The 14330-nt window shown below is 42.4% G+C and carries 9 protein-coding genes and 1 tRNA gene; all 10 read right to left on the bottom strand.

The genetic code is table 11. The annotated features are described in order from the left end of the window. Positions 1-33: 33 nt before the first annotated feature. Positions 34-561 carry a DUF6586 family protein gene (locus EPB74_RS11830; protein WP_274904336.1) on the bottom strand — a complete coding sequence of 176 codons (528 nt, stop codon included), beginning with the start codon at positions 559-561 and terminating at the stop codon, positions 34-36. 206 nt (positions 562-767) lie between these two features. After that, on the bottom strand, positions 768-4988 hold the full coding sequence (rpoC, locus tag EPB74_RS11825; protein WP_079692680.1) for a DNA-directed RNA polymerase subunit beta': 4221 nt from the start codon (positions 4986-4988) through the stop codon (positions 768-770). Between the two features lie 151 nt (positions 4989-5139). Then, positions 5140-9258, bottom strand: a complete 4119-nt coding sequence (gene rpoB / locus EPB74_RS11820; protein ID WP_274904334.1) for a DNA-directed RNA polymerase subunit beta — start codon at positions 9256-9258, stop codon at positions 5140-5142. 788 nt (positions 9259-10046) lie between these two features. Next, entirely contained in the window at positions 10047-10418 is a 372-nt protein-coding gene (gene rplL, locus EPB74_RS11815; RefSeq protein WP_011514491.1) for a 50S ribosomal protein L7/L12, read from the bottom strand. A gap of 126 nt (positions 10419-10544) precedes the next feature. Further along, positions 10545-11072 (bottom strand): 50S ribosomal protein L10, encoded by a 528-nt coding sequence (rplJ, locus tag EPB74_RS11810; protein ID WP_079692682.1) that lies wholly within the window; start codon positions 11070-11072, stop codon positions 10545-10547. Positions 11073-11533: 461 nt separating this feature from the next. Next, a complete protein-coding gene (gene rplA, locus EPB74_RS11805; RefSeq protein WP_079692683.1) occupies positions 11534-12235 on the bottom strand; it encodes a 50S ribosomal protein L1 in 702 nt (233 codons plus the stop codon). Next, positions 12235-12666: a 50S ribosomal protein L11 gene (rplK, locus tag EPB74_RS11800; RefSeq protein ID WP_079692684.1), complete on the bottom strand. Its 432-nt coding sequence runs from the start codon at positions 12664-12666 to the stop codon at positions 12235-12237. Before rplK ends, rplA begins: the two co-directional genes overlap by 1 nt. Positions 12667-12761: 95 nt before the next feature. Then, on the bottom strand, positions 12762-13292 hold the full coding sequence (nusG, locus tag EPB74_RS11795; RefSeq protein WP_079692685.1) for a transcription termination/antitermination protein NusG: 531 nt from the start codon (positions 13290-13292) through the stop codon (positions 12762-12764). An 85-nt stretch (positions 13293-13377) separates the two neighbouring features. Then, entirely contained in the window at positions 13378-13863 is a 486-nt protein-coding gene (gene secE, locus EPB74_RS11790) for a preprotein translocase subunit SecE (protein WP_079692686.1), read from the bottom strand. A 51-nt stretch (positions 13864-13914) separates the two neighbouring features. Beyond that, a tRNA-Trp gene (locus EPB74_RS11785) sits at positions 13915-13990 on the bottom strand. Between the last annotated feature and the right edge of the window lie 340 nt (positions 13991-14330).

Raw genomic sequence — 14330 nt, 5'->3', positions numbered from 1 at the left:
GTATTTCCTGAGCAAGCCTTTTTGTTTGTCCTCTTAAAACTCTACCATACCAGCACGTAGCTGTTCTATCAGCTCCAAAAACTGCTGGCGCCATTCACGTATTGTTGCATCATCCGGCAACCACTGATTCGATAATGTAACGACATTTACAATAAGATCGGGCGACTCTGTTGTACCCCTATTTACCTGCTCATCGATTATAGAATCGGATACTACGGCATATAAACAACGCTGATACGCGTGATCTATATTTGCTAAAAATCCCTGTTGCTGCAATTGCTGTAAGCGCTGCACTTCAGGCGATACTTGGGTACGCTTACTGAGCGCCGCTTCAATATCTGACAGCGTTGGTGCCGCCAACGTTATATTATAAAAATGACTAAGCTCTTGTACAAAAGCTAAAAAAGTACCGTATAAGTGGAAAATAGCCGTTTCACAATGCGCTTGATAGTGCTGCTTATCGTTAGTACTTGCCGCAGCTTGACAGGCCAGACGACAAAAATATAGCTTTTGATTGGTACGGTCAGCTTGATATTTAGCAACGCGAGTCTTACCAGCCATGTACCTATCCTTTTTAATTATTAATGATGATGAGCTATTATCCAAACAGCCATGACTGTTTTATAAAGCTACTTTATTGCAGTGTACTATTTTCTTAAGTAACTTCCTAAGAAAATAACCCGTTATGCTTCACTTTCTTAAAGGCGCAAAAAAGCCAGCAACATGGCTGGCTTTTTATTTATAAAAACAATTGAACGTTATTTCAATTAATGATTACCTTGATTAAGCTCTTGAGCAAACGCTTCATCGAAGCTAGCAAAATCTTTGCTATCTGTACTGGCTGTCATATCAAACGCTGCATTCAAATCTTTATCATGCAGTTTTTGCTCCGCTTTTTCTTTACGTGCTTTATGATAAGCAAGACCAGTACCAGCAGGAATCAAGCGACCGACCACTACGTTTTCTTTCAGACCACGTAGCTCATCGACTTTACCAGTAACCGCAGCAGCAGTTAAGACACGTGTGGTCTCTTGGAAAGAAGCCGCCGAGATAAAGCTTTCAGTTGCAAGGCTTGCTTTGGTGATACCAAGTAATTGACGCTCATACTGTACTGGGAATTTATCTTCCGCAACCAGCTTCGCATTCAACGCTTTAATATCAGCATACTCTACCTGATCGCCTTTGAAGTGGCTTGAATCGCCGCCGTCGGTAATTTCAACTTTACGCAACATCTGACGAATAATGACTTCGATGTGTTTGTCGTTGATTTTTACACCTTGCAAGCGATATACATCCTGTACTTCGTTGACGATATAGTCAGCAAGCGCGGTTTGTCCTTTTAGACGTAAGATATCGTGCGGGTTTTGTGGACCATCAGCGATCACTTCACCACGTGCAACCGTCTCGTTTTCAAAGACGTTGATTTGACGCCATTTCGGGATCAGCTCTTCATGAATCTCGCCATCTTCATTGGTAATGATGAAGCGATTTTTGCCTTTAGTCTCTTTACCGAAGCTCACGACACCAGTCATCTCAGCCATGATAGCGTGATCTTTTGGACGACGTGCTTCGAATAAATCAGCAACGCGTGGTAGACCACCGGTAATATCTTTAGTACCTGATGATGCTTGTGGTACACGGCCTAAGATCGAACCTGCTGCTACTTTTTCACCATCGCTCACGCGAATAATGGTTTCAGCTGGTAAGAAGTAAACCACTTCTTTACCTTCGTCCGTGTTCAAGATAATCGCAGGACGTAAGTCTTTTGCTGAGCTTGAACGGTCACGAGTGGCTAGAATCTCAAATGAGCTCATACCAGTCGCATCATCAACCTTCACAGTCGCAGTTAAGCCATCAGTAATGTCACTGAAGCGTGCTGTACCGGCGAATTCTGTGATGATAGGATGCGTGTGCGGATCCCATTTAGCGATGGTTTGACCACCTTCAACCTGATCTTCGTTTTTCACGAGTACGCTTGAACCATAAGGTACTTTATAGCGCTCACGTTCACGGCCAAGCTCATCAGTCAATGCGATTTCAGCTGAACGCGATACGATAACCAAATGACCATCAGTATGCTGAACGGTTTTCATGTTTTCGAAATGCGCTTGACCAGCACTACGTACAGAGATGCTATTGTCCACAGATGCTGAGCTTGCGGCCCCGCCCACGTGGAAAGTACGCATCGTTAACTGAGTACCCGGCTCACCGATAGACTGCGCTGCCATAACACCGACTGACTCGCCGATATTGACTTGATGACCACGCGCAAGGTCACGACCATAGCACTGTGCACAAACGCCATGTTCGATATCACAAGTAATGACCGAACGTACCCAGATATCATCAATTGCGTTGTTATCAAGGACGTTAACCCAATGCTCATCGATCAAGGTACCAGCTGGAATCAGAATTTTTGATTCGTCATCGTTATAAGATACGTCACGTGCCGTCACACGACCAAGCACTAATTCGCCTAGCTTCTCAATGATTTCACCACCTTGAATGTGTGGTTTCATGAGCAAGCCTTGCTCAGTACCACAATCTTTGCTAGTAATAACCAAATCTTGTGCCACGTCAACCAAACGACGAGTCAAGTAACCTGAGTTAGCCGTTTTCAATGCCGTATCAGCTAGACCTTTACGCGCACCGTGAGTTGAGATAAAGTACTGTAGTACGGTCAAACCTTCACGGAAGTTGGCTTTAATTGGCGTTTCGATAATTGAACCATCCGGTTTAGCCATCAAACCACGCATACCCGCCAACTGACGAATCTGTGCCGCACTACCACGAGCACCAGAATCTGACATGATAAAGATAGAGTTAAATGACTTCTGCTCTTCTTCCTCACCTTGCGCATTGATTACTTTATCTGTAGCCAAGTTATCCATCATCGCTTTAGCGACTTTGTCATTGGTACGTGACCAGATATCAACCACTTTATTATAACGTTCACCAGCCGTTACGAAGCCTTGCTCAAATTGGTCTTCAATTTCGCGAACTTCGGCTTCTGCCACTTCAATGATTTGCTTTTTCAGTGGTGGGATGACCATGTCATCAATACCAATAGACACGCCAGATAATGTTGCTTGAGCAAAACCAAGATACATCAATTGGTCAGCAAACATAACACTTTCTTTGACGCCTACTTTACGGTAGCAAGAGTTGATCAATTTAGAGATGTTCTTCTTCGTCATCTCTTCGTTACATTCATCAAACGACATACCTTTAGGCATGATGTTCCAAATCAGTAAGCGACCAGCTACGGTGTCTTGTAACTTGATTTCTTTAGTCTCATTACCATCGTCATCGATATGCGTTTCAGTCACACGGACTTTAATCTTAGCGTTCACATGTAAATCGTTTGAGCCAATCGCACGCAATGCTTCATTAACCGTGGCAAAAATCATGCCTTCGCCTTTGGCGTTGACCGATGAACGGCTGATGTAATACAAGCCCAATACCACATCTTGTGATGGTACGATGATTGGCTCACCGTTCGCTGGAGACAAGATATTGTTGGTAGACATCATTAGTGCGCGCGATTCAAGCTGAGCTTCTAGCGTCAATGGCACGTGGACCGCCATTTGGTCACCATCAAAGTCAGCGTTGAATGCAGTACAAACCAGTGGATGCAACTGGATTGCTTTACCTTCAATCAATACTGGCTCAAATGCTTGTAGACCCAAACGGTGAAGCGTTGGTGCACGGTTCAAGAGTACTGGATGCTCACGGATAACCATGGCCAGCATATCCCAAACTTGCGGCTCTTCACGCTCGACCATCTTTTTGGCAGCTTTAATCGTCGTTGCTAAACCATGAGACAATAGTTTGTTATACGTAAATGGCTTGAATAGCTCAAGTGCCATTTTCTTCGGTAAACCGCACTGATGCAGACGCAGCGTTGGGCCAACAACGATGACCGAACGACCAGAATAGTCAACACGCTTACCAAGTAAGTTTTGACGGAAACGACCTTGCTTACCTTTGATCATATCAGCCAAAGATTTCAATGGACGCTTATTACTACCCGTAATCGCACGCCCGCGACGACCGTTATCTAACAAGGCATCTACTGATTCTTGCAACATACGTTTTTCGTTACGTACAATAATATCAGGCGCACTCAGCTCAAGCAGACGCTTTAGGCGGTTGTTACGGTTAATCACGCGACGATACAAATCGTTTAGATCTGATGTCGCAAAACGACCACCTTCTAGCGGCACTAATGGGCGCAAATCTGGTGGTAGTACTGGCAAGATGGTCATGACCATCCATTCAGGCTTGTTATGCGAATCACGGAAAGCTTCTAATAACTTAAGACGCTTAGACATCTTTTTAAGCTTAGTCTCAGAGCCTGTTTGTGGAATCGCTTCACGTAGCTCATCAATCTCAATATCTAAATCGATATCTTTTAATAGGTCTTGAATCGCTTCTGCACCCATCTTGGCAACGAACTCATCACCAAATTCTTCAAGGGCTTTATAGTAATCTTCATCATCAAGCAATTGATACTTCTCTAAAGAAGTAAGACCAGGCTCAGTAACGATATAGCTTTCAAAATATAGGACGCGTTCGATATCACGAAGCGTCATGTCTAGCAATAGACCGATGCGGCTTGGTAATGATTTTAAGAACCAAATATGCGCAACAGGACTCGCTAGGTCGATATGACCCATACGATCGCGACGAACTTTAGCCGTGGTAACTTCGACACCACATTTTTCACAGATAACGCCTTGGAATTTACGGCGTTTGTATTTACCACACAGACATTCAAAATCTTTTACTGGACCAAAAATTTTGGCACAAAAAAGACCATCACGTTCAGGTTTGAACGTACGGTAGTTAATCGTTTCAGGTTTTTTAACTTCACCATGTGACCATGACTTAATAACGTCAGGCGATGCTAAGGTAATTTGAATGCTATCAAACTCTTGATTACCGTTGCCGGTAGGGCTTTGCATGATATCGAGTAAATCTTTCAAGTTGCTTCTCCGTTATCTTTATAGTCATCTGACAGCGTATTATGAGCGCGGTTGAGATGAATGAAGGCAATGAATAGGGTTGAGACAAATCACTAAAAGCAGCAGCAATGAGCATACTGCCTTTAGTTGACAACTAAGTTAAACAACGGATTTAGTTGCTTTGTTTTAACTCAATATTGATACCCAGTGATTTGATTTCTTTGGTCAGTACGTTAAACGATTCAGGCATACCTGGATCCATATATTGCTCACCATCGACGATGTTTTTGTACATACGCGTACGACCTTCAACGTCATCCGATTTCACAGTCAGCATCTCTTGCAAGGTATAAGTCGCGCCATAAGCTTCTAATGCCCAGACTTCCATCTCACCGAAACGCTGACCACCAAACTGAGCTTTACCGCCCAATGGCTGCTGCGTTACTAGCGAGTATGAACCAGTTGAACGTGCATGCATCTTGTCATCGACTAAATGGTTCAATTTGAGCATATACATGTAGCCAACAGTTACTTTACGGTCAAACTTCTGACCCGTACGACCATCATATAACGTCTGCTGACCATCACGATCCATACCAGCAAGCTCAAGCAAATCTTTTACTTGATGCTCATGGGCACCATCGAATACTGCTGTACCCATTGGCACACCCGCACGCAAGTTATCTGCTAGAGCCATGATGTCATCATCAGTCAAGCTATCAAGATCGACCTGCTCGCCGCCTACTTGGTTATAGATTTTGTCTAAGAACTCACGCAAATCTTTAATTGCTGCTTGTGATTTAAGCATGCCATCAATCTTCTCACCCAAGCCTTTCGCCGCCATACCTAAATGCGTCTCCAGTACCTGACCGATGTTCATACGTGATGGTACACCAAGCGGGTTCAACACGATGTCAACAGTATTACCATGCTCATCATACGGCATATCTTCTACTGGCATAATGCGTGATACCACACCTTTGTTACCATGACGACCCGCCATTTTATCACCAGGCTGGATACGACGCTTAACCGCTAGATAAACCTTAACGATTTTTTGCACGCCATGTTGCAAGTCATCACCAGCTGTCAATTTACGTTTTTTCTCAGCAAATTTCACATCGATGTCTTTTTGCTTATCGACTAAGTACTCTGCAATTTGCGTCAAACGTTCAGAGATTTCTTCTTCAACTGGCTGGATATCAAGTAAAGTTTCAAGGCTCATATCTTTCATATCAGCCAACGCCATCACTGTACCGGCTTTTAGACCAGAACCACCACTGACTTTTTGGCCATCTAGCAGATTACCAATACGGCCACGGGCTGCTGCTTCAAAAATACGTAGCTCTTCTTTTAAATCTTTACGATAGCTGTCAAGTTGTGACTTTTCAATAGCACGTGCGCGCGCATCTTTTTCGACACCGTCACGGGTAAAGACTTGTACGTCAATAACCGTACCCTTGCTTGATGTTGGTACACGTAAAGACGTGTCTTTCACATCAGCCGCTTTTTCACCAAAGATAGCCCGCAGTAATTTCTCTTCTGGCGTTAGTTGTGTCTCACCTTTAGGCGTGACTTTACCAACTAAGATATCACCCGCATCGACTTCAGCACCGATATAAACGATACCGGCTTCATCAAGACTTGATAATGCAGCTTCGCCAACGTTTGGAATATCAGCAGTGATCTCTTCTGTACCTAGCTTGGTATCACGCGCCACACAGGTCAGTTCTTGAATATGAATCGTGGTAAAACGATCTTCTTTCACTACTTTTTCAGATAACAAGATTGAATCTTCGAAGTTGTAACCATTCCACGGCATAAATGCGATGCGGATATTCTGACCCAAGGCAAGCTCACCAAGATCCGTTGACGGACCATCGGCTAAGATGTCACCTAAAGCAATAGCATCACCTTGGTTAACAATAATACGTTGGTTGATACAAGTGTTTTGGTTCGAACGAGTGTATTTAACTAAGTTATAGATATCAATACCGGCTTCACCAGCAATCATCTCTTCTTCATTCACACGAACAACGATACGCGACGCATCAACGTCTTCGATCACACCGCCACGCTTAGCGATCACACAAACACCTGAGTCACGCGCAACGTGACGTTCCATACCTGTGCCTACTAACGGCTTATCAGCACGTAGCGTAGGAACTGCCTGACGTTGCATGTTCGAACCCATCAAGGCACGGTTAGCATCATCATGCTCTAGGAATGGAATTAAGCCTGCTGCGACCGATACAACCTGACTTGGCGACACATCCATATGCGTCACTTTTTCTGGTGGCATACGGACAAATTCACCATAGCTACGAACACTGACCATCTCATCAGACAACGCGCCATCAGCGGTCACTGGTGAATCAGCCTGTGCAATGACTGTACCTACTTCTTCAATCGCTGATAGATACTCAATAATATCCGTAACTTTACCATCAACTACACGGCGATAAGGTGTTTCTAAGAAACCAAAGCTATTGGTCTTAGCAAACGTCGCTAGTGAGTTAATCAAACCAATGTTTGGACCTTCAGGAGTCTCAATCGGACATACGCGACCATAATGGGTGTCATGTACGTCACGTACTTCAAAACCAGCACGTTCACGAGTCAAACCACCGGGTCCTAATGCTGACACACGGCGTTTATGCGTCACTTCAGACAATGGATTGTTCTGATCCATAAACTGTGACAACTGACTTGAACCAAAGAACTCTTTAACTGCAGCCGCAACCGGCTTAGAGTTAATCAAATCTTGTGGTGATAAGTTATCAGATTCAGCTGAGCTTAAACGCTCTTTGACCGCACGCTCAACACGTACTAGACCAACACGGAATTGGTTTTCTGCCATCTCGCCTACTGAGCGAATACGGCGGTTACCTAAGTGGTCAATATCATCTACTTCACCGCGGCCATTACGAATCTCAATCAGCTCTTTTAATACGTTGACGATATCAGCATTGGTCAATACGCTACGTTCACGCTGAATATCAGCGTCATCCGTATCTACAAAATCAAGACCTAAACGACGGTTAAACTTCATACGACCGACATTTGATAAGTCATAACGATCGGCGTTGAAGAACATGCTATCAAACAGCTTCTCAGCAGTTTCAACCGTTGGTGGCTCACCTGGGCGCATGACTTTATAAATCTCAACCAACGCTTCTTCGCGGCTTGAAGTGCTATCAGCGCGTAACGTATCGGCAATATAACTGCCTTGATCGATATCGTTAGTGAATAAGATACTGAACTCTTTGATAGATTCACTGGCTTCAAACGCGCTCAATTTAACCAATAATTCATGGTCAATAAGGGTGTTTGCTTTAGCGATTACTTCATCATTCACGATGATGTCTTCGGCTAAAATACGCTCATATAAGTATTCATCAGGAATCGAGATTTTCGTCATACCTGCTTCTTCAAGCTGGCGGATACGGCGGGCATTAATACGTTTGCCCTGCTCAACAACCACGTCACCTGCAGGTGTAACGATATCGAACTGTGCCATCTCGCCACGTAAGCGATCCGCAACCAGATCAATCTCGAATTGCTCTTCGCCTTTATAAACTTTCACTTTATCAAAGAATAAATCTAAGATCTCAGAAGTGCTTAAGCCTAAAGCGCGTAGAATAATAGATGCCAGTAATTTACGACGACGGTCAATACGAGCAAAAACTAAGTCTTTAGCATCGAATTCAAAGTCAAGCCATGAACCACGGTAAGGAATAATACGGGCGTTATAAAGCACTTTACCACTTGAATGCGACTTGCCTTTATCGTGGTCAAAGAACACACCCGGTGAGCGATGTAATTGCGACACGATAACACGCTCAGTACCATTAATAATAAAGGTACCGTTAGCGGTCATCAATGGCATCTCGCCCATGTAAACGCTTTGCTCACGGATATCTTTAATGGCCGCTTTGCTGTCTTTATCTTTGCTGTCTTTGTCTTTGATAATTAAGCGAATTTTGACACGCATAGGCGCAGCAAAGGTTGAGCCACGTAAAATACATTCACGCTCATCAAACTCAGGCGTACCTAAATAGTATTCAACGAATTGTAGCTCTGCGTTACCAGAGTGACTCTCAATTGGGAAAATAGAGGAATACGCAGCTTGCAAACCAGTATTCTCACGAGCTTTTGGCTTTTTGTGCTCTTGCAAAAATTGCTCATAAGAATCTACTTGAATAGACAGTAAATAGGGAATGTCCATCACAGTGGGCAATTCAGCAAAACTTTTGCGAATACGCTTTTTTTCAGTATAAGAATATGCCATCGAGAGTCCTTACAGTAAACGTGGAAACAAATTAAAAGCGTGGCCAGCGTGCATAAATACTATGCAAACTTAGCAACGTAAACGATAATATAAAACGGGTGTTCGTGTTCAAACTAAATCTTTGTATCAATTACTACTTTGCCAATCAGTACTTACTTATTTAGCACATTTCATTTAATCTTGTCATAACTATCTAAGTCAGTATATATGACCATTCAGACCGGAAAATTCAATATTATATTGTTTGTAATATGTCACCCTTAAGGTTTAAACTACAAATATAATTGCGCAGAGATAACTTCTGTTAGCACTTTATTTAAACCATTTGCCATTTAAATAACTTGTTATGCAAACAACCTGCTATCAAAACCTAATATCGTCGCCGATGTCTACCATCTATGAGACTATACAGTGACAGTAAAACCATACCAGATAACTTGTTCAACCGTTTTCAGATTAATAATAACTGGGATAACTATAAATTTAGATAACTATAAATTTTAGAATCAGTAAAGTTCAGAATCAGTATAAACTATAGTGTTAATAGGAAAGCATGCAGACACAAAAAAATGCCAAACATCTCTAGACGTTTAGCTCATATTAACTGATTTCAATAACTGGCATGTGTGCTTGCATGTATATCGTCTGTCCTTTTGATGGGTATCCACCGTGTTGTTGCTTACGACTGTTGGCAGACACAAAAGGTCAAGCTACGAATTATAATAAAAAAAAGCTGGCAATGCAAGGCATTACCAGCTTTTTTTGTACAACACTAAGATAAGCGAGGCTTATTTTAGTTCAACAGTTGCACCAGCTTCTTCAAGTTTCTTTTTCAACTCTTCAGCTTCAGCTTTGTTAACGCCTTCTTTGATTGGAGCTGGAGCGCTTTCAACCAAATCTTTCGCTTCTTTCAGACCAAGACCAGTAGCTTCACGTACGGCTTTAATTACGCCAACTTTCTTCTCGCCAAAGCTGGCAAGAACTACGTCAAACTCGTCTTTTTCTTCAGCAGCAGCAGCAGCAGGACCAGCAGCAGCAGGTGCAGCAGCAACAGCAGCTGTTACGCCGAATTTTTCTTCCATAGCGCTGATTAATTCAACGATATCCATTACTGACATTTCAGCGATTGCGTTTAACACATCATCTTTAGATAGTGCCATGAGAACTCTCCGTTATCTGATAAAAATTAATTGATTTTAATATCGCTTGGATTGCTTGCCAAGTTTTCAAATAGTTATGACAATAAAGTGCAATCGGCGATGTCAAAGTTACGTTAAAACAAGCAATTATGCCGCTTCTTTTGCGTCTTTGATTGCTGCTACCGTGCGAACAAGCTTACTAGGAACAGCGTTCATAGTCTGGACAAGCTTGGTCACTGGTGCATTCATAGTAGCCATCAAGATAGAGATTGCTTCGTCGCGAGTTGGTAGCTTCGATACGCGCTCTAGCTCTTCTGGACCATAAACAACACCACCAACTGATACCAATTTGGTCTCTAAAGCTTTGTGATCTTGGCTGAAGTCATAAATGACTCGAGCTGCAGATCCCAAATCTTCCATAGAGAAAGCCAAAAGTAATGGACCAGTCATACGGTCTGACATGCTCTCAAACTTAGTGCCTTCAAACGCACGTTTTGCTAGGGTATTTTTTACCACTTTCAAAACGACGCCTTTTTCACGGGCTTGTTCGCGCAGCTTAGTAAGCTTTGCAACACCAATACCATGATATTCGGCAGCTACTGCTGAGTAAGCATTAGCAGCAACTTCAGACACTTCAGCCACAACTTGTTGTTTTTGCTCTAGCGTTAATGCCATAAGTTGACTCCTTTAATCTTATCAATCAGCTGAGTATTTAATCATTCAAACCTAAGTTTCCAACAATCAAACGACACGCTTAGACTGACTTGATACGATACGTTATTAGCAATTACTAAAAAATCTAGCGCCCGCCAATAACGACTGATTACGGCACCGTTATCAGAATGACATCAAGTGATAGCCTAGCGCTTATATTAATTAATAATAAAAGTACTACTCTATCGGCTCTTATCAACAACTGGGTGGGTCACCGTCTGCGTAGGACAATTAAGATTTTCATCTGTCATCGATTAACAAAAGCAGCTTATTTTTATTAATAACAACTCAAAAGAGTCATACTTAATTTCGCTAAACTGCTCTCTACCTACGGTCTTAGACAGCATAGCGTTTGCTACGCTGACCTAATTTTTACAAATAGTTTGTACCTTTATTCAAAATATTTGAATATTAAGTACGTATTATTTCGCTGTGCGATATGGAACTGGATCAATACTTAGACCAGGACCCATTGTGCTAGACAAAGTAATTTTCTTGATGAAAATACCTTTAGAAGTAGCAGGCTTAGCACGTCTTAAATCTGCAATCAGTGCTTCAGCATTCTGTATGACTTGCTCAGCAGTAAAACCAATTTGACCGATAGTCGTGTGGATAATACCCGCTTTGTCTACACGGTACTGTGCTTGACCGGCTTTAGCGTTAGTAACCGCTTCAGCAACGTTAGGCGTAACTGTACCGACTTTAGGGTTAGGCATTAAACCACGTGGGCCTAGGATAGTACCTAGTTGACCAACAACACGCATTGCATCAGGAGCAGCAATAACGATATCAAAGTCCATATTACCGGCTTTGATTGATTCTGCTAGGTCTTCAAAACCAACGATGTCAGCACCCGCTTCTTTAGCGGCTTCAGCAGCAGCGCCTTGAGCAAATACAGCAACGCGTTTGGTTTTACCAGTACCAGCAGGTAGGTTGGTAGCGCCACGAACTACTTGATCAGATTTACGTGGGTCAACGCCCAAGTTTACTGCGATATCAATAGACTCTTTGAATTTTAGAGGTGGCAAATCATTTAGGATTTGAACCGCTTCTTCGATAGTGTATTGTTTTTCGTGCTCAATACGGCTATTGATTTCTTTTTGACGTTTGGTTAGCTTAGACATTATACACCCTCCACGGTAATACCCATTGAACGAGCGGTACCAGCGATGGTACGGACAGCAGCATCAAGACCAGCAGCAGTTAAATCTGCATCTTTAGTCTTAACGATCTCTTCTAATTGCGCACGATCAACTTTACCGACTTTAGCGGTATTTGGTGTACCAGAACCTTTAGCAACACCTGCAGCCTTACGTAATAAATACGCAGCTGGTGGTGACTTCATGATGAAGGTAAATGACTTATCGCTGTATACAGTGATCTCAGTAGGAATCGGTAGACCCGGCTCTTGATTTGAGGTCGCAGCGTTAAATTCTTTACAGAACGCCATGATGTTCACGCCTTTTTGACCCAATGCTGGACCAATCGGTGGTGAAGGATTTGCTTTGCCTGCAGGGACTTGTAGTTTGATGTAACCATCAATCTTCTTAGCCATGATTTTCTCCTAAATGGGTAATAGCGCCAAATCAACATTGTATATGTATACGCAATTGACTAACAGCTCCCCGGTTGATGATTTTTTTTGCTTGTTTAGTCTAGTTTTTCAACTTTACTAAACTCAAGCTCAACCTGAGTCGGTCGATTAAATACGTTAACGGTTAAATGTAGCTTAGATTTCTCGTAATCCACTTTTTCAACCAACCCTTTAAAGTCAGTAAATGGACCATCGATAACCAACAACTCTTCGCCCGGCTCAAATAGCGTTTTAGGACGTGGGTCAGTTTCAGTTTGATTAAGACGATTTAAAATGCGATCGGCTTCTACTTGCGTAATCGGTGCTGGCGTTTCGGGTGTACCACCGATAAAGCCCATAATACGTGGGCAGTCTTTAACGATGTGCCAAGTATTATCGTTCATTTCCATCTGGATTAAAACATATCCCGGAAAGAACTTACGCTCACTTTTACGTTTTTTGCCGTCTTTCATTTCGACGACTTCTTCAGTAGGAACCAATACATCACCGAATGATTCAGCGAATTCACTACGGTTAATACGATCAGTTAATGAACGCTGTACTTGTTTTTCATATCCTGAAAACGCTTGGACAATATACCAACGCATATCACGCTCCTAATCGTTATAAGTAAGTCATTAAAGTTAAGTCGTTAGCCGTAAATTTTGGATTAACGGTCGCTAATACGCGCCATTAACCAATAAATATGCCAACGAACCAAGTAAAAAAGTTATCCAACAACCAAACTATAAAACCAACAATCGCAATCATGACAATCGTTTGCCAGGTGTATTGAAAGGTTTCGTCTTTGCCTGGCCATGTAACGCGGCGTAGTTCTACAGCAGCGTCTTTCAATAAAGTTTTAAAGGCACGGCCTTGATTAGTCAATGCCAGACATAGCAGTGCAAAGACAAAAAGCGCAACGATAATACCAATACGTACCCAAAGATCATTAGCAGGTTGCCAATAGCCGGGTAGATATTGATTGACTAAGGTTGCACCAATTAAAACGGCTGCGGCAAGTAGCCACAAGATCACATCTTTTATTGAGCCCGTCTTAGCAACTTCAACAGCAGAGGTATTAACCGCTGAGATGTGCTTATCTTTAGACAGCATTCCACCAGCAATTGCCTTGGCATCAGATAACTTATTCTCGAGGTTATCTTGATTATTGCTCATAAAGAACTCACTTCGGAGATGATGGGGTATGACAAAGATGTGATAAGAAGATGGCAGGCGATGTAGGACTCGAACCTACAACCCTCGGTTTTGGAGACCGATGCTCTACCAATTGAGCCAATCGCCTAGGGGTGTTAAGGCTGATAATTATACAAGGTTTTGATGATAATGCAAGTTTTAAGACGATATTTTATCCGATTAATTCAATGAATGATTTTTTTAGCCATAAATATCAAGAATATCAGAAATAAATCTACAATCAATAGCTGTTTTCGTTGCAACTGTTTAGACAATAAATTAATTCATTTAACGGTTTAGCCACAAAAAAGCCGTTCTCAATAAAGAGAACGGCTTTTAACTAACTACTTAACATAAACTAAGCATCAGATTGCTCTGATGTTTCAAATCTTAGTTCAATACAGTAGCAACAACACCAGCGCCTACAGTACGGCCGCCTTCACGAATAG

It is taken from the genome of Psychrobacter sp. DAB_AL62B (assembly GCF_028895345.1).
Classification (GTDB): Bacteria; Pseudomonadota; Gammaproteobacteria; order Pseudomonadales; family Moraxellaceae; genus Psychrobacter.
This window is presented reverse-complemented; position numbering and strand designations above follow the sequence as displayed.

Bases quoted from the DNA above. Each gene is read 5' to 3' on its own strand.
- rpoB (WP_274904334.1), bottom strand. From the start codon at position 9,258: ATGGCATATTCTTATACTGAAAAAAAGCGTATTCGCAAAAGTTTTGCT.
- EPB74_RS11830 (WP_274904336.1), bottom strand. From the start codon at position 561: ATGGCTGGTAAGACTCGCGTTGCTAAATATCAAGCTGACCGTACCAAT.
- rplK (WP_079692684.1), bottom strand. From the start codon at position 12,666: ATGGCTAAGAAGATTGATGGTTACATCAAACTACAAGTCCCTGCAGGC.
- nusG (WP_079692685.1), bottom strand. From the start codon at position 13,292: ATGCGTTGGTATATTGTCCAAGCGTTTTCAGGATATGAAAAACAAGTA.
- rplA (WP_079692683.1), bottom strand. From the start codon at position 12,235: ATGTCTAAGCTAACCAAACGTCAAAAAGAAATCAATAGCCGTATTGAG.
- rplL (WP_011514491.1), bottom strand. From the start codon at position 10,418: ATGGCACTATCTAAAGATGATGTGTTAAACGCAATCGCTGAAATGTCA.
- secE (WP_079692686.1), bottom strand. From the start codon at position 13,863: ATGAGCAATAATCAAGATAACCTCGAGAATAAGTTATCTGATGCCAAG.
- rplJ (WP_079692682.1), bottom strand. From the start codon at position 11,072: ATGGCATTAACGCTAGAGCAAAAACAACAAGTTGTGGCTGAAGTGTCT.